The following is a 17,280-nucleotide window of genomic DNA, read 5'->3' as shown; positions in this document are numbered from 1 at the left end:
AATACGACTCTATTTTCCACCGATTATACCCGAATGCGGCGCGTTCCGCCGAACACGCCCCTGCTTCAGGACGATAAAGATGCGATTCGTGAAAACCTGTGCTGCCGTAATGCTCGTGACCCTGCTGTCGGCCTGCTCCTGGTGGGGCGGTGACAAGCTGGCACCCGATATTCCGGAGCAGGAGCTCTACGATGACGCGCTCGAGGCTATGGATGCCGGAAACTATGCCCTGGCAGTCGAAAAATTCCAGTTGCTGGAAGCACGCTATCCCTTCGGACGCTACTCGGAGCAGGCTCAGCTTGAGCTGATCTACGCCTACTTCCAGACTTTTGAACCGGAGTCCGCCGCCGCCGCCGCGGATCGCTTCATCCGTCTGCACCCTAACCATGACAATATCGACTACGCCTATTACATGAAGGGGCTCACCGCCTTTGAGAAGGATCGTTCCTTTATCACCCGTTACCTGCCTCTGGATGAAACCCAGCGCGACCCCGGCGCGGCGCTCGACTCCTTCGAGAGCTTCTCCACACTGGTAAATCGTTACCCGGAAAGCGAGTATGCGCCCGATGCGCAGAAGCGGATGCTCTACCTGAAGAACCGCCTCGCCACCCACGAGATCCACGTCGCCAGCTATTACATGAAACGCCGTGCCTGGGTTGCCGCTGCCAACCGCGGACGCTACGTGGTGGAAAACTTCCAGGAGACGCCGGCCGTACCGGATGCGCTGGCGATCATGGTTGAGGCCTACACCGAGCTGGGACTGACGGAGCTGGCCGCGGATGCCAATGAAGTGCTCTCGTTGAACTATCCAGATTACCAGCGCCGTACATTCAAAGAGGCGCGCTCTACCCTGCTGCACACAGCCACTTTTGGCCTGATGGGAGAAGCGGAAGAACCTGCCGTCCCGGCGCGCCCGACCCGCTCACTGGGTGAAACCAAAGCCGAAGCAACTGCCGAAAAAGAAGCGCAGGAAGCGGAACGCTCCTGGTTCCACAAGGCCACCTTCGGTATCTTCGAGTAAGCGCCTCCACCAGACATAAAAAAACCGGCGCGTGGCCGGTTTTTTTATGTCTTAGTTACTCACCCGGCTTCCAGCCGGACGTAATCGGGTAACGACGATCTCGACCAAAACCACGCTGGGTGATGCGCGGCCCCACCGGGGCCTGCCGCCGCTTATACTCGTTGATATCCACCAGACGTACCACTCGCTTCACGACAGCTTCATCGAAACCCTCTTCGATGATCGCCTGAGCACTGAAGTCCCGTTCCACATAGAGCTCCAGAATACGGTCCAGTGCATCGTAGTCGGGCAGACTATCCTGATCTTTTTGATCCGGTGCCAGCTCCGCCGAGGGTGGACGAATAATGACCCGCTCAGGGATCACCGGTGACAGGCTGTTGCGATAACGTGCCAGGCGATAAACCAGCGTCTTTGGCACATCCTTTAACACATCAAAACCACCGGCCATATCACCGTAGAGCGTGGAATACCCCACTGCCATCTCCGATTTGTTACCGGTGGTCAGGACAAGTGCGCCTTTTTTATTGGAGATCGCCATCAAAAGAACACCGCGACAACGGGCCTGCAGATTTTCCTCCGTGGTATCAGCACTGCACCCCTCAAACTCAGTGGCCAGTGCCGTCATAAAGCTCTCGTACATCGGCTCGATGGAGATTACTTCGTGCCGAATACCGAGCAGACGAGCCTCTTCCGCCGCATCCTCAATACTCATTTCCGAGGTATAGCGGAAGGGCATCATCACTGCTTCAACCGCTTCGGCACCCAACGCATCGACAGCGACCGCTGCGGTCACGGCAGAGTCGATCCCACCAGAGAGACCCAGCACCACGCCGGGGAAGCCGTTCTTGTGGATGTAATCACGCACCCCGAGCACCAACGCTTTATAGACGGACTCCTCCAGCGACAGTGCCGGCAAGCTGGGCTGACAACTAACCACCGTACCCTGTACAGGATCGACTTCGGTGACATACAGCGCCTCTTCGAAGAATGCACCGCTGAAGACCTGACTGCCCCCGGCATCAACCGCCTGGGAGCCACCGTCGAATACCAGCTCATCCTGTCCACCCACCTGGTTAACGTAAAGCACCGGACAACCGGCTGTCTGCGCCTGGCGGGCGATCACATCGGTACGCACATCATGCTTACCGGCATGGAAAGGCGAGGCGTTGATGTTAAGGATCAGCCGGACACCGGCCGCTTTAAGCTGCTGAATCGGAGTCGCGTGCCAGATATCCTCACAAATGCTCAACCCGATCGGGAAGCCTTCAAAGTCGAACACCCCCGGTTGTGCTCCGGAAACAAAATAGCGCTCCTCATCAAACACCTGGTAGTTCGGCAGGCACTGCTTGGCATACTCGGCGATGATCTCGCCATCACGAATCACACCGGCCATATTATAGAGTGCGCCTTTGCGGTAGCGCGGATACCCCACGACGGCGGTGATACCCTTGATCTCTTCGCAAAGCTGTCTGATTGCCTGTTCAACCCGAAGCTCCAGACTGGGACGCAGCAACAGATCCTCCGGTGGATAACCGCTAACCGCCAGCTCGGGGAAAAGAACCAGGTCCGCTTGATGCTGGTCTCGCGCCTGGTGGGCAGTATCGATAATACGCCGCGTATTACCCGGAATATCGCCCACCACCAGGTTCAGTTGGGCCATGGCGACCCGAATCGTTTTACTCATTGCTGCTCAAGATACCTGTCAGTCCTGTTCGAGACGGCCGGAGACACTGTAAGGCGCCGGGTCGATAATCGGCGTGCGCTCCAGCAGAAGATCACCCAGCAGGCGGGTCGAAGCCGGCGCCAGAACCAGACCGTTTCGGAAATGGCCGCAGTTAAGATACAGGCCATCGCAACCGGGCACCGCGCCGATAAAGGGAATGCCGTCGGGGGAGCCGGGCCTGAGTCCCGCCCAGTGATGTTCAACCGGATATTGTGCCAGATCAGGCAAGATTGTCAGAGCAGTTTCATACAGTGACTGGCGAGCGTGCTCGGTGGTTTGCTTGTCGAACCCCACATGCTCAAGCGTACTACCCACCAGTATCCGGCCATCACTACGCGGTATCAGGTAACGTCCATCAAGCATGACAATGCGGTCAATCAAACCCACAGGTGCCTTAAATACCATCATCTGGCCGCGGACCGGCTCTACCGGGAGCTTGAACCCCAGTGTGGCCATCAGCTCACCGCTCCAGGCTCCTCCGGCTATCACCGTCGCATCGGCCGACAACACCTCGCCTGATGCCGTTTTTACACCGCTGACCCGTTCACCTTCCAACTGGAAGGCTTCAACAGCACAATTCTCCAGCAGACGAATACGCGGATTAAGTTCGACGCTCAAGCGCAACGCACGCCCCAACCGGGGGTTACGGATACTGGCCACTTCCGGCATCCACATGGCCGATTCAAACGCGCTGTTGATGTGCGGCTCTTTCTCCTGAATGAAAGCACGGTCTACACGCGTTAGTGGCCGATAGTGGTGGTGGCCCCAACTCAGCGCTTCGGCCTCGTCGTGGACGTCAACCATCAGTATCCCTTTCTGGCGCAGCTCAGGATCACAGCCGGTTTCATCTTTTAGCTCCTGCGCCAGCAGGATATAACTGCTCTGCGACCAGAGCGCGAGGCGGGTCACTGCTTCACCATGACGCCAGGGATATAAGGGAGAAACGATACCGCCACCGGCCCAGGATGCCTCCCGGGCACAGGAACCACGGTCGATCAGAGTTACATCGATGCCGGCCCGCGCCAGCTCTCGGGCGGTCATCAGGCCGATAACGCCGGCACCTACTACTACGACAGAACGGATACTCACTGAACAGATCCCCGCAAGACTACGAAGGAACGTAGGTTAACACATCGGTCGGGTCGCGGGGTTGAGGGGGCGCAATGCAGCTGACTTAAAGCCCCCAGCAGTCGTCCAGGTCGCCACCGGCACCTTTGACGCCCGCCTGATTAATCGTCAAGGTGCCACAGGTATCACCGGCCATAGCTCCCTTGGGCACCGCGCGGATGGTATAGGCAGTAGCGGTCAGGTCGTTGGGATTCACGTCCAGTAACGAAAGGTCATAATACTTGTCACTGCCATCCCGAGGAGATTCCGTAAAAGGCAGGGCGGGCCCTCCTGAGTCCGCAGCGGCGGTTTCCGTGTAGCGCCCATTGCTGGTGTAGTAGCGCTCCATAAACTGGGTCAGCTCCAACAGACTAACCCGGGCATCGGAGCGCCGCGCTTCGCGGATGTGCTCCGTATAGGCCGGATAGGCCACCGCCGCTAAAATTCCCACGATCGCGACTGCAATCATCAGTTCAATCAGGGAAAAGCCATGTTGCTGTTTACTCATTTAAGCTACAACTTCCTAGTTGGGGATAATTTCACGCCAGGACTGACGTCCCTGTTCCATTGAACCCTGTACCAAAACACAGCGCTTTTCGGTATCGCCGGAGCCTGCATAACAAACATACCGGGTCCCATCATCAGCCGTCAGTACCGATGGTGACTTGATAATACCGTTGGAGGGTTCTTCCTTAATACCTGAACCGGGCACTTCGACCTCAACATCGTTACCCTCTTCGTCCTGAACCGTAATGGTGACACTGTCGTTGCCGTCCACGACTCCGTCCTGGTTATAGTCGAAGAAATCGTCACCACGTCCACCGTGGTACATATTCAGCGCCATAATCCAGCTGTCGCCGCCGGCTTCGCAGGGATCACTGGAGGGAATCAGGGTACTGAACACCACCTGGTGCCCGGCAAAGCTCGCCTCAGATACCACACGCTCCCCATTGGGGCCAGGGCCACCGTTTGCCGCTGCCCATTGCAAATCCAGGTACCAGCCATCGCTATCGCTGAGCGGTGTATTCTGGCTCACGACGCGAGCCGCAAAATCGCCGGTCTGGGTTTCGAGCTGTATCTCCTGCATGGTCAGGTCGCCCCGGCCGCTGCTGCTCTCACTCTTATCAATAATTCCATAGAACGTCTGTACCTGTGGGGACTGCCCTACGGAGATATCATTCACCTGGTGATAGCTGCCAGTACCGAAAAACAGCATCGGATCATCCGTTTCACTGTATGCCGCTGTCAGCGGTGCGGTAATCGGCTGCGGATTGCCTGCAGGATCCAGGGCGGTATAAAGAGGCAGCACGGTATTACCCTGCTTCAGATCGCCAATAGCCCCCCACTGATTCACGTTGGAACCCTCGATATCCAACCGCCAGATATTACCTTCCGTATCACCCACGTAGATACGATCCGCAACCCGATCTCGCTCAAGATCGATCACCAGCGGGGCACCAAGCTCTCCAGAAGGCAATTCGAACTCTTTGATCAGGCTGCCGTCCTCGGCATCGAGAATCCAGACATAACCTTCAGACTGTGGAGCATCATAACCACTGGTCACAACGACACCGAACCGTCCAGTCGCCAACGCCACCAAAGAGGGCTGCTGCACCAGAAGCCCCATCTTGGGATTCGAATACTCCCACAACAGGCTGGTCGCGCTCATCAACTCAGGCTCGGTAATATCCAGCGCAAAGACACCGGAACCCCCGGCCCCGGTGGTCGCCACAGCCAGCGTTCTCCAGCCTGTCACATCACCGAGCCAGGCATCGCCCAGGCGCGCGGTACCATCCACGTAATACTGGTGGATGTAGTCAGGCTTGGTCAGCTTATAGAGCTGATCAAAGATACTCACCGGCACGTAGGCAAAGAGCTCGTCGCCCCCATCATCGGCTGCATCAAAAATGTGGAACATGCCATCGTTAGCCCCGGCAACAACCACCGGGGTCTTATTTTGGTAGTTCGCACTGGTGCGGTAGCTCGTATATGCATCACCGATCGCATCAGTGAAACCGTTTTCTGAGGAGAGCGCCGCGTAGCCAAAGTTATCGTGATGGATATATTGTGGGTCTGAATTGACGATATCACCCAAACGGCTTCCCCGGGCCCGCATGTTGTAGGTCTGCTCATGGCTCCGGTTACCACGCAAATATTCAAGACGGCGTTCAGCAGTGCTCGAATTCACGACGGCGCCGTTTTCATCATCCTTTTCCAGTGCGGACTGCTGAGATGCGGTCAGGCTGCTCCAGAGGAACGCACGCCCACCGCCAGTCTGCATACCGCCATCACCATCGGACGCAAGGTCCGAGCCGGTGACGATCTTACGCGTAGCAAGGGCAGCAGCGTTGAGCGCGTCCAGTTTGTCAGCCGCACTCCATGACGGCGTGTCGGCAACGGTGGCATCGGAGGCGATAACACTGCCCTGAAGGTCCCCACTCCAGTATGTGGTATCCAGTAGCGCCTGATACAGCAGCGAACCGGTCTTCAAACGGCTACTGTTAAACGAAAGCGAGGTTGCGGTACTTTTCAGATTGGCGGCGATATCGGCAAACGCCTTTTTCAGCCCGTCCACCATCGTGTCCGCCTGACCGGCAGGATAGTAGTTATCGGTGCGCTTGAGGTTGGCGTTGGACTGGGTAAGCACTTCACCGTTGGTAAACCACCAGTTTTCAGGCAAGGGATCCGGGATATCTCCGTCATAAGGGCCATCAATTTCCGGCAAAGTGCAGTTTGCATTATTGGCTGGGCAACGGGGCTCGAAACCGCCGTACTTCGCAGTTAACCAATACTGGTTGCGCCCGATCCCTTCCAGCCGTTGGTTCTCAAGAACATCCACCCAGTAGGTTTTGATTGTCTGCTTGCCATCGATATCATCCCGTATATCGCGAGTCCTCGCATCAAAGGCCAGACCGATCATATAACCGGCGTTACGCGTCGAACCAAAGCGACCTTCGTCGTTAAGATTCATCCCTTCCAGCGCGCCAACGGCCGCATTCAGCGCTTCGACATCGACTTCATTGTCTGACGAGACCGCCGATGGGCGCGATGGCTCTCCAGAAGTACCGGTGCGGCCCGGCAGGTTTTGGTCGTTGTGCGTGTAGACGTCGCCAATCCCCAGGATCACGTTTTTCTGGCAGCTGTACTGAATAGGATCGTCCCAACTTCTAACCACCGGGAAACCATCCACCCAGCGCGCTTTAGTAGACGAACTCGGATTTGAATCATGTGCCGGTGAGCGTGTCGAATATTCAGGCACGGCCGACAGGCCCCGGAAATACCGGGTTGCCGTGTAATAGAGCTCACTCACAGGATCGTTCGACTTGAAGTTGTTTGAGTTCAGCTCGCCGAATTTGTTGATGTAGTTCATCGCACCGCTGTCTTCGACAGTGATTCCGAAATAACTGGCCGTACTCGACGCGGCTGATGAGTCCGGGTTGCGGACCTGCTGGCCCGTTACTTCACTCCATTCCGCCGCACTGTTCACGCCCCAGCCGGAATTTGGATCACGGGCGCGCAGCCCGATAAACTTCTGACTGGCGCGAAGTACGCCGCCATCACGCCCTTTATCACTGTCATTCAGATACCCGAAAACGCTATAACGAATCCGATCCGAGTACTCCTGCATCAAACCTTCCGGTTTCCAGCCCTGTGAGTACTGAACACAGTTGGCTTCAACGCCGACGCTGTCGTCGCAGACTTTGACCCGAACAGCGGCGTCATAGTGATTGCTACCCTGATCAACGTAAGGCCAGTTGCCGGCACCGCCCCCCCCTTCAGTCACTTCCAGGCGAAGGTCGTCGATATAAAATCGATGACCACCATGAATATAGATCCTTGAGAAATCACTGTAGGAGCTGTCAGACGAGCTGGTCACGGACTGGAGCAGATTGCCCGACTCGCTATAGACCTTAAGTTCGAATCGATTATCGGCCTGGCCAATGAACTCAAATCGATACCAGGTATCGTCCGAACGATTCCAGCCCGCGGAGCCGCCCATATTCGAAGCGCCCCCGTTATTGCGCTTTTCCACACGGATATCATTGGGGCCGATGCTGAAACCATAGCCGTCAGCATTGTTATCCGATACAGCCAACCGTACCAGAGATCCGCCGCCGCCCTCATAGCGGAACCAGCCATGCAAAGTAAAGGTACGGGTGTTCAACGTTTCGCCGATGCTGGCATAACCGCCATCGGGATCATTATTATTGTCTTTTTCGATGGAGGCCGGCGCGCTTCTATACCCGTCGGAATCTCTATTTCGGTCAAGATCACCGCTTCGGTAATCCGTCCAGTAAGCCAAGTTGTTACCGTTCCCGGCTCCCGAGTCTTCAAACACGACGCGAGTCGTCGGCGCATCGCCACCCCCGGCTTGCAAGGTAGCATCACCGGGCAGTTCAAAGCGCATCTGTTTATCCAGGCCGTCGATATCGGTTCTGACCCAATCTGCGCTGAACGGTGTCACGTCAGCAACGAGTGAAGAACCACTGACGGTGCGCTGAGGAAAGTAGCTGCCCTGTCCATCGTGGCGCGCCTTCTCGACCCAGGTTTCGGTGGGTGTATCCTTAACGCGCAACCCGCCAGTCAAGGCCCAGCGGAAAGGGTCGATGGTCTGGGTCGTCGCCCAGTTCAGATAGTTACCGCTCCAGACCGGGCCGGGGCAGCGCATGTTATTGGTGACAGTAACAGGATAAAAATGGCGCTCGCTTTCGGTGTTGCTACCCTCGTAGTCGTAGCACTTATTGGAATCAAAATAGCCGATGTAGGCCTTGTCCGGGTTATAGCTGCTATCGAGGTTGGCTACACTATTAACGGTCGGAAACTCGACTGACGGGACGATGGCAAGGTTACCGGGGACGTTTCCCCCGCCAAGAAACAGAGGCTCCTGGGCGACTTCTGCGTTAGCCGATACTGCGAAAGCCAGAAAGCCCACGCTCAGCATAGTGAGTTTGTAACGTTGCATAATAGTCACCTGTACTTATTCCGTTACCTGGTAGGTCGACTCCAGCGAAATCGCTCTGACTCCCGTTAGACCATTAGCCTGGGCTGTAACCCGGACGATCGTTCCGCTAGTGTCGACAGGCTCCCCTGCCTTCAACGACACCTCATAGCTTATAACCTCTTCCACCTGGTACTGCGCATTGAACGTATCGCCGTTTGGGCCTGCCAGGGTGACAGTCCCATCAGGGATGTTGTCAGTATCAGGGTAGGCTGCCTGAGCGGCAGCCTCTCCCGCCCGAAGAGCCGCTTCCGCAGCCTGAAAAGCACGCTCGGAGTCCATCAGGTTACCCGCCATCCGCTCTTCCATCACAGAAAGCTTGACCGTACTGAAGCCTACGATGGAGATAACGACCAGCATGATCAATGAGACAATCAGCACAGCACCGCTTTCGTTACGTCGGTAATAGGTCGGTTTCATGGCAGTCGGTTCCTGATCGCACTGGTAGCGGTAAACACGCGACGCAGCCTCCGGTCGGAGACATCCAGTCCATTGAACGGAGCGGGCAGCTGCTGCGGTGTCTCCAAGACATTGCCGTTCTGACCTTCAGTCAACAGCCAGAGACGGACGGCAATGACATCACCCCAGTCGCCAACAGCCCCGGCATTCACAAAGTTTTCGGGGTCCCTGTCACGATCGGCGTCGACACCGTACTCGATCTGCATATCGGCGATATCACTGACCAGCTCTTCGGAAGCGTTGCTGGCACCGATACCCTGTGAAAAGCGGACTCGGCGGAGTGCTGGTCGCCCATTGGCTCCAGTACCTATGTAGTAAATAACACTTTCAAATATAGAGACGAAGATTTCCCCATTATATGCAGTGCTGTAGGGATTCGAACTTGCTGGGCTCTTGTTTGGGGGCGATGGATTAGGAGAGCCCGGCGCGCGATTCAGCGTAGTCGCGTTACTAGCACTTCTGTTTCGAAACAAATCACACGACTGATAATCGGTCACTAAGACCACGCTATCTTTCGGAACATCAGTTGCTGTTGTTACGTTAAGTGAAGTCTCGTGCGATTGGTTATTACGAGCAATGAGCGTCCGCCCACTCGCCCCATACTGTAAAGAAATCACATCCGTTCCCGCCTGATAGCCTGTAAGAAAGGCGGAATGTGGCCCAGAGCTATTATCCCAACCCATCACCGACTGATCTAGACTCAATAAGTCATAGTTTGCATTGGTAGCATCCACGTCAAGAAGGACTTTTGGAGCTTTCGGACACCCTCCACTGAAGCCGGCCATTCGAATATCGCGGGAAAGGAAGGAGACGGCGAAGCGACCGTTTTCCTGGACTCGCGAAAGCGACTCGTTAAGCACCTGGGTACGAACCGCACTCGCGTATACCAGCACAACGCCGAGCACGATGAAAAGCCCGATGAGCATGGCTATCATCAGCTCAACCAGACTGAAACCGACTTCTCGCCTGCTCATCGTCATCCGCTCAGAGCCGGGTATCGAGCAGGAATGTCTGGTTTTCCGGGCTCGTATCCGCTGAGCCATTTCCCTGTCCATCTGTCACCGCCCCCCTGGAGTCGTTCCAGGTTACTGTGATTGTAATATCCGCTGCATCACCCGCAGCCTGAGCAACCGTAGCCGTTGCCGCATTGATTTCAGCAGCCAGACGCTGATCCCAGGCTTGCCGGTACTGACAAGCAAGCGATGTATTGGGATCACAGTCATCGTTGAACTCACCATTAATCGCTGCCGGGCGCGAAGCACGCATATTGTCGGCCAGATCGTAAGCCAGAATTGCAGCCTGCGAGCGCTGGTAGGCGCTTTGGTTACTTTTGACAGAAAAGGAAAGTGTGCCGGCAACCCCTAACAGGCCGACCGAAATCACCAGCATTGCGACCAGGACCTCGATCAACGTCGAACCGCCCTGCTTAATGCCATGACTGTTCATTACACACTCCTTTCCATCATCATGGACAGCCTACCGATGACATAGAACCGGTAAGCCCAAGCCGGAAACAGGCATCGTTACCGTTCACACTCAGTGTGAAGGTCCGGGCCACTCCCTGGATTCCACCATCCGGCTGATACACCACACTGTCCGCCCCCCCGGCTACAGCCAGTGCTGCGCCCCCATTGAGCGGATCCCAGGCTTGAAGCACTTCGCCCCCTGCCGTCACAACCATCCAGCCCTGCCCCCAGCTGGAGTCATTATCACATGCCGTCGCACCCGCATTACGCTGGCAGACAGTCACTTGAGTTCCACGGGTAACGGCTTCGGCACGGGCCAGTTGCAGGGCTGAAAAGAGACTTTCTCTGGAGGCGCTCTCACGGCTGGCACCCAGCATATTTTGAAAGCCGGGAACCCCTATAAAAACAACGATAGCCAAGATACTAATCGTTATCATTAGCTCGATAAGCGAAAAGCCTTTAGACGAGGCCATGATCAGCACACCTTTTCTATCCCCCTGAGCAGGGACCTGTAGTACTAAAACTATAACCAGATCATCCGGTCAGTAAAAGTCTAATCAGTATATTTCATGATCAGGCTCAACACCGTGCAATGGCGTTAGAATCCTGCAAAACAGCTCAAGGACAACTCTGACGGCTGCGTCCTGACATGGACAGCACAACACGACAGGATGAGCCGTCATGAGCAAAACTGAACTGAAAAGTACCGTTTGAACCGCCGGTGACCGTACCGTCCGGCTGGTAACTCAGGGAATCGCCCCGGTTCCAGGTAAACGCAACACCATCGCCCGGCTCCATTGACGATACCAGGGCTTCAGTACCAGCCTGATACTGACGGTCCTTGTCCAGATCAACAAAGGTGATCGCCCCCTGCCAGGGAATCGTCCCCATTTTTCCGGTACCGGCACAGACCGCGCCATCGATGGAGCGACAAACCGTGACTCGCTCCCAACGGGAAATCGACTCGCTACGCGCCAGCGAAAGCATTGAACGTAATTCAGACAGGGCTCCCTGCCGCTTGGCGCTGGCGAAAAAGCCGTTGACCGAGGGCACACCCACGAAAACGAGAATCACTAATATAGAAACAACGACCAGCAGCTCGACCAGAGAAAATCCGTTTCTCCGGTAACAGCATTTCTTGAAGCTGCCGGTTTCTGTCCGATCCTTGGACACAACCAGCTCCTTTTAATTTTCTTTTCGACTAACCAGCCTTAGACCACCTTGGCCTCATAACGGCTGAACATCACCAGCATTCCTCTGGTGCTCTATCCCCTTGAGGGTTTGCCGCGTTGACTGTCAGCGTCAACGTCGCACAACTCTGTCCCTCTTCGTCATCCTGAGCCTGATCTCCTTGAGCCGTGGCCTTAGCAACGTACCGTACGCTATTGGCTCTCACATCATTACCGTCGTCATCAGTAATGAGGATTGCTATCGTGTAATAGCCTTCAGGGCTCGCAGAGTCGAAATCCACGGTAGTTGTATGAGCATCAACAGTACCGGCACTATTGCAAACATCGGCTCCCGCAAGCGCATAAGCATAATATTTACAGTTCGCCCGCATCTTCTCCTGCGCCAACTGCAATGCCATCAGTGTATTCATACCATCCGCACGACGTGACTTACGCACGTAGTCCGTATAGCTGGGATAGGCGATGGCCGCGAGTATGCCGATGACGACGACCACGATCATCACCTCGATCAGGGTAAAGCCTTTACTCCCTCTCGCTTTATGCGGCGCTTTTGTTAACGCGAAAATAGCCACGATCATGCTTCCTCAATCGCTGTGCAGATAATATCGGTATCCCCCTCATCGACAACACTGCCATTATCGCCGGTCAACCCCGAATAAGGCAGTGAAACTGGCGCGCATTCCTGGGTATCCGGCTTCGTTTCAATCTCGATGGTTCCTGACCAGCCGTTGTCCCCCTCTTCAAACACCATACAGCGATAGACATGTAAAGCCGTTCCGGCACCACTGGCGATATCACAGGTTGTCTCGTTATCGACGATGTTAAGGGTGAAATCAGCGTCGGCCACGGAGGCGGGGAACTCGACTTGCACTTCAACAAACAGCTTATCGACAGCAGCACCGGTGGGATCGTAGGGACAACTGCCGGGAACAGTGGCCGCCGTCACACTGCCAGTAATATCGATATAGTTGCCGTTATCATCGACCACATAATTGCCGCTGCCATCTAGGCCACCGTCTATCAGTGGCACGGTGACATTATTGCCATCAATATCACGGACCGTTGTCGCCTCATTCAGACAAAAGAAATCCGTGGGGTTACCCTCAAAGGCTTTTCCCGTCAGATTATTGTCCCCCGGATCATCGGGGCTGGCATTCGCCGATGCAACTAAAAGATTATCCCGTGTGTACTTTGAATCCTCTCGAACCACCGTAAAGTTATCACGACACTTCTCACCCTCGATGTCATTACCGTTCATCTGTGAATAAACGAAATCATGGCCGGTAAGTTGAGCGCCATCCAGGATACCGATTGAACTTACCCCCGTGGTCAAACTTGCATTCTGAAGCATACCCCGGTACGCCCTTCGGTATTCTATGGCTAGCTCCTCATCAGGATCGTTAGAGTTAGGATCGCCCATACATAACTTATCTTTCTTGGTGACCCCGCCGTTTAAGATCATCCCGATATTGCCATACCAGCCACCACCAAGATAACAGGTGTAGCTGACAAAATCGTAATCTTCATTCGGCGTTTTATAGGGCTGAGAAACATCGGACGTGGATGGTATATCCCCAACACCCTCCTTCCAAAGCCGGCAATATGAGGCGTCCGAAGCCTTTATAAAGAAATTAGAGAAATCGAAGGATGCGTTACTATTTATCTTGAGCGCATCACGATCCACATAAATTCGACCAGAAATTGAAACAAATTGTGTACAGTTACCCGATACACAGGCTTCTTCCAGCGTCAGATAGACTTTCTTGTTAAGGTCATCCACATCGCCGCTTTTACCTTGCTGATCAACCAGCAAAAGGTCGTTGCCATCTTCCACCGTTGCTGTGCCGTCGTCGTTTTTATCAAGGGCATCGTTACTCTCTACCTGCTTATAGCCCTCACCAATAACCGCACGACCTGCCGGTGAATCAATCGCACCATCTGTCAAGGCGCCGACGTTGGCGACCAGCGTTTTGGGATCGAGATAGGAGAGCCTAGTATTTAACGCGATAGGCTGATCACTGCCATCCCAGCTCAATTCAAGTACCAGCTCTCCTCCCATTGGGCGTAGGCTCGCCCCATACGCGTCGCAAACGGAGTTAACATCACTGGTATCACTGTTGACGGTCGCTGTTGCAACCACGTCATCGCCCGTACCATATTTACCATCACTGCCCGGCCCCGACACGTAGCTCAAGGTAAGCTCAGCTGATAGCGCATAGTCGTTTATATATTCACCTGTGGGCTGATCCGGTGATTTGACCTCTCCGGCTATATCATCACACCAAGTTTCTTGATCAGTGACTTCAGAGTTAAAATGGATTGAACGAAAGTTCTCAAGCTGCCCTTCCGCTATTGTCAGCGCCTCGGTTCGGGATTTTGACTCAGCGCTTGTTCCAATAATATCAGACTGCAATACGCCTATTGCCAAAAGCCCCACGGTAACAATGACAAAGGCGATTAACACCTCAACCATTGTAAAGCCCTGGTCTCTGGCTTTTCTCATATTAAGGTTCTTCATTGCTCATGCCTCCCAGGCCAATCTATCGATGAGGCTTTAATTCGCCCAATCCCGCCAGCCCCCGGAAAGGCCGAAGAAATCACCCTGATCATTCAGAGCCTGCAACATATTGGAGTTATACCAGACATCGACACTACCGGTTGAACCACTTGCGCCTGTCATTATCATCGCCCCCTCCACCGCCGGGGTACCGTTGCCCGAGAGCTCCCCTTTAACAAAAAGAATGCCGTAGAAAACCGGTAACCCTTTGAAAGAAACATCACCATCAATAATAACGATTGTCGGTTTTAGCGGGCTATCTGCACAGGTTTCGCTTGGTAGGTATCCACCATTATTGTCTGCATTAACACCGGTAATATCGTAGCTACAACCAACGGTTTTCAAGTCACTTGAACCTATATCAATTCCACTACCGGCATCGATATAGACCACTTCACCCGTCGCATTGTTAATGCTGCTGACTTCATCGCCAGCATCGACATCCAATTCTATCGTTGCGAAGCGATCCACATACTCATCCATGGGAAATCCGAAAAAGTGCTCAAACAGCTCTTCATCGCTTAAGTTTTTCAGGTTGTTATCGAACTCGATAATATCCGGGCCAGCAGCTATTTGAGTGGATGTCGTCACCATGTGGCAGGTCATGGATTCATCAAGGCAGGCAGGATAGCCATCTGCCGCGTTAACGTTATAGCTGGGGTCTGCCACGAAGGTCGAGCTGGAAGCGTTTTGAGTCAGATCCACATCGCCACCGCTCCAGATCGTAGAGACACCTTCAGGGTTATAAACTGTCGCGGAGCCCTGCACGATGAAGCCACCTTTCGCCGTGATGGGGGTCAACGGAGCATTGGGTAGCGGCCGCTCCTGGACAAGAGTCTGGAAAATATAATGCTTGGCCCGGGTATCCTCGCTGAAGCCGATGATATTGACCCGGTCTACCTCGTCCGATCCGCCCGAGACAGTTACCGTATCTAGCCTTACGTTGGCTGAGTACGTAAAGTCAGGCCACCCCAAGACGTTAGCTCTGCACTTCAGGTCGTACCAATCTTCACCGTTAACGGATCGGTAACAGTCATCATTTAGATCGATATCAGCCAACTGCTCTTTGTTATCAGCCGTGTCATTCAGCACATTCAGAACATAGGAGTGCGCGGCTTCCGACGCCTCAAACGCCTGCTTGGCTCGCAGATTATTCGCCTGAACCTTGGTTTCGAAAAGGACTGTACGGGTGGTGTAGAAGGCAACGATGGTAATCAGGGCCAAGACGATCACCGCCATAAAGAGGGTAACGGCGCCTTTTTCCCGCCTGGGAGAATGGGTTGAGTTAATCATTTCATCTCTCCCTCACTATGGCGTTGCGGATCTGGACATCCTGCTCCAGCTCAGCCCTGACAATGGGGTCGTTTTTCAGTTGCCCCGCTATCCGAATGGTAACCACGTAGTTTTCTATGGTGATATCGCCAGTCGCAGGGGTGTTAGCGGCATCATAGCAATCAGCCTTAGCGCTGTCGGTCGTGTTGAGGCACGTGGATTTATCGAGATTGAAAGTCAGCTCGGTGATTTCTATTAGCTCATCGTCGGTTACCGTTTCCCAACTTCCACTCGCATCTGCACAGCTATCCGGGTAATTAGCGCCGCCTCCATCATTGTTATCCACTATGGCTGAAGCATCCGTGACGCTATTTCTCATATCTACAGCTCCAGAAACCAGCCTGAAGCCAATAAACTCAGAGTTATCGGCATTACCGTCGAGGTTTGCATCATAGGCATATAAGATACATTCACCGGGTGAGTTTGCGCCCGGAGCGCTCACCACGTCGGTAATATCACTGCCATCATCACCATAGGTATCAATGACTCGCGTAATCATCTGCTTACCGATGTCGGGATCACTCGGATCACTTGGATCTTCAGGTGTCGCATCCACCTGAAACCCGTTATCCAAAACTGGGCTGGTCGTAATCAGCCCGCTGTAACCCGCACGGCGAATATCCATGGCCATCACGCTCATTAAAGTACTGAGCTCCTGATTAAGCATCGACATCTTCAACGTACTGGAGCTGCTGGAGACTGTGTTGACGTAAACGGTAAGCGCGCCAGCCACAACAATAAGACCGACGAAGATGGCAATCATGAGTTCGATCAGGGACATGCCCGCTTGTCTGATATTCTTCTTCATGATGGGCAACTTCCATATCCTGGCATATTTGACGAGCAGACTTTCACCTGTCCCAGAGGAAGGACATACACAGACAGGTTATAGGCCGCATCACCATCACTGGTGAATGTCACGTTTCTGGCAGGGGCCGTTCCGCGCATCGAATCGAAAATAAGAGTCCAGCCATCGTCGGGCGCACTGAATGTCACACCGGAAAATTGATCAGCAGACAAACGATGTAGTTCCTGCTTTTTGGGATCAGCATCATCCAGATCCGTATCTATCGCACAGGCATCGCCGAAGGGATCTGCATCCCCGTTATCAAAATTAGTCTGAACATTTTCTGCGGTGATAGATAGATCGCAGCTGTTGTCGTCGTCATCGGTCAGCCCAATAACCCAGGAGCTGCCCGAGCCAGAAACCACAACGGTGATATCCGTGGAATTTGCAATCGCTGTGGACCGGGCCAGCTGCAGCTGGCTGTACACGGCCATGGCGGCATCGGTGACGCGCCGTTTTTCGAAGAAAGAGCTCATGGCAGGGGCGCCGACCACAGCCAAAACAGCCAGGACCACCAGCGCGATCATGAGCTCGATGAGGGTAAATCCGATTTGTCGCCGCATATCCCTGTCCAAACAT

Annotated in this window: 15 protein-coding genes; 1 reads left to right on the top strand and 14 read right to left on the bottom strand. The window is 54.3% G+C overall.

Features of this window, described 5'->3' with window-relative positions:
* Positions 1-79 precede the first annotated feature (79 nt).
* Positions 80-1,021, top strand: coding sequence for an outer membrane protein assembly factor BamD (locus G403_RS0110885; RefSeq protein ID WP_027854024.1), 942 nt, complete (start codon positions 80-82; stop codon positions 1,019-1,021).
* Positions 1,022-1,076: 55 nt separating this feature from the next.
* Here G403_RS0110885 and G403_RS0110880 read toward each other — a convergent pair whose 3' ends face one another.
* The 14 genes from G403_RS0110880 to G403_RS24495 all read right to left on the bottom strand — a co-directional run bounded on the left by G403_RS0110880 (position 1,077) and on the right by G403_RS24495 (position 17,276).
* The gene (locus tag G403_RS0110880) at positions 1,077-2,705 is read right to left on the bottom strand and encodes an NAD+ synthase (protein WP_027854023.1); all 1,629 of its coding nucleotides are present in this window, start codon (positions 2,703-2,705) and stop codon (positions 1,077-1,079) included.
* A gap of 18 nt (positions 2,706-2,723) precedes the next feature.
* On the bottom strand, positions 2,724-3,833 hold the full coding sequence (thiO, locus tag G403_RS0110875; protein WP_342665438.1) for a glycine oxidase ThiO: 1,110 nt from the start codon (positions 3,831-3,833) through the stop codon (positions 2,724-2,726).
* 85 nt (positions 3,834-3,918) lie between these two features.
* Entirely contained in the window at positions 3,919-4,359 is a 441-nt protein-coding gene (locus G403_RS0110870) for a type IV pilin protein (RefSeq protein WP_027854021.1), read from the bottom strand.
* Between the two features lie 15 nt (positions 4,360-4,374).
* Positions 4,375-8,814 carry a pilus assembly protein gene (locus tag G403_RS24510; RefSeq protein ID WP_051298883.1) on the bottom strand — a complete coding sequence of 1,480 codons (4,440 nt, stop codon included), beginning with the start codon at positions 8,812-8,814 and terminating at the stop codon, positions 4,375-4,377.
* Positions 8,815-8,829: 15 nt separating this feature from the next.
* On the bottom strand, positions 8,830-9,270 hold the full coding sequence (locus G403_RS24505) for a pilus assembly PilX family protein (protein WP_051298881.1): 441 nt from the start codon (positions 9,268-9,270) through the stop codon (positions 8,830-8,832).
* The gene (locus G403_RS22990; protein WP_169719899.1) at positions 9,267-10,283 is read right to left on the bottom strand and encodes a PilW family protein; all 1,017 of its coding nucleotides are present in this window, start codon (positions 10,281-10,283) and stop codon (positions 9,267-9,269) included. The genes G403_RS24505 and G403_RS22990 overlap by 4 nt, the downstream gene beginning before the upstream one ends.
* Before the next feature lie 10 nt (positions 10,284-10,293).
* Positions 10,294-10,755: a type IV pilus modification protein PilV gene (gene pilV / locus G403_RS22985; RefSeq protein ID WP_036233470.1), complete on the bottom strand. Its 462-nt coding sequence runs from the start codon at positions 10,753-10,755 to the stop codon at positions 10,294-10,296.
* A gap of 19 nt (positions 10,756-10,774) precedes the next feature.
* On the bottom strand, positions 10,775-11,248 hold the full coding sequence (locus G403_RS22980; protein ID WP_051298877.1) for a GspH/FimT family pseudopilin: 474 nt from the start codon (positions 11,246-11,248) through the stop codon (positions 10,775-10,777).
* Positions 11,249-11,393: 145 nt separating this feature from the next.
* Entirely contained in the window at positions 11,394-11,948 is a 555-nt protein-coding gene (locus tag G403_RS24500) for a GspH/FimT family protein (RefSeq protein ID WP_051298875.1), read from the bottom strand.
* A gap of 70 nt (positions 11,949-12,018) precedes the next feature.
* Positions 12,019-12,537 (bottom strand): type IV pilin protein, encoded by a 519-nt coding sequence (locus G403_RS0110835; RefSeq protein WP_425411699.1) that lies wholly within the window; start codon positions 12,535-12,537, stop codon positions 12,019-12,021.
* 2 nt (positions 12,538-12,539) lie between these two features.
* A complete protein-coding gene (locus G403_RS0110830) occupies positions 12,540-14,483 on the bottom strand; it encodes a type IV pilus modification PilV family protein (protein WP_027854019.1) in 1,944 nt (647 codons plus the stop codon).
* Between the two features lie 36 nt (positions 14,484-14,519).
* The gene (locus G403_RS0110825; protein ID WP_027854018.1) at positions 14,520-15,815 is read right to left on the bottom strand and encodes a pilus assembly PilX family protein; all 1,296 of its coding nucleotides are present in this window, start codon (positions 15,813-15,815) and stop codon (positions 14,520-14,522) included.
* Position 15,816: 1 nt separating this feature from the next.
* Complete coding sequence (locus tag G403_RS0110820) at positions 15,817-16,662, bottom strand: PilW family protein (protein ID WP_027854017.1); 846 nt, start codon at positions 16,660-16,662, stop codon at positions 15,817-15,819.
* Entirely contained in the window at positions 16,659-17,276 is a 618-nt protein-coding gene (locus tag G403_RS24495; RefSeq protein ID WP_156899679.1) for a GspH/FimT family pseudopilin, read from the bottom strand. The genes G403_RS0110820 and G403_RS24495 overlap by 4 nt, the downstream gene beginning before the upstream one ends.
* Positions 17,277-17,280: the final 4 nt, after the last annotated feature.

Source organism: Marinobacterium litorale DSM 23545 (genome assembly GCF_000428985.1).
GTDB lineage: Bacteria > Pseudomonadota > Gammaproteobacteria > Pseudomonadales > Balneatricaceae > Marinobacterium_D > Marinobacterium_D litorale.
This window is presented reverse-complemented; position numbering and strand designations above follow the sequence as displayed.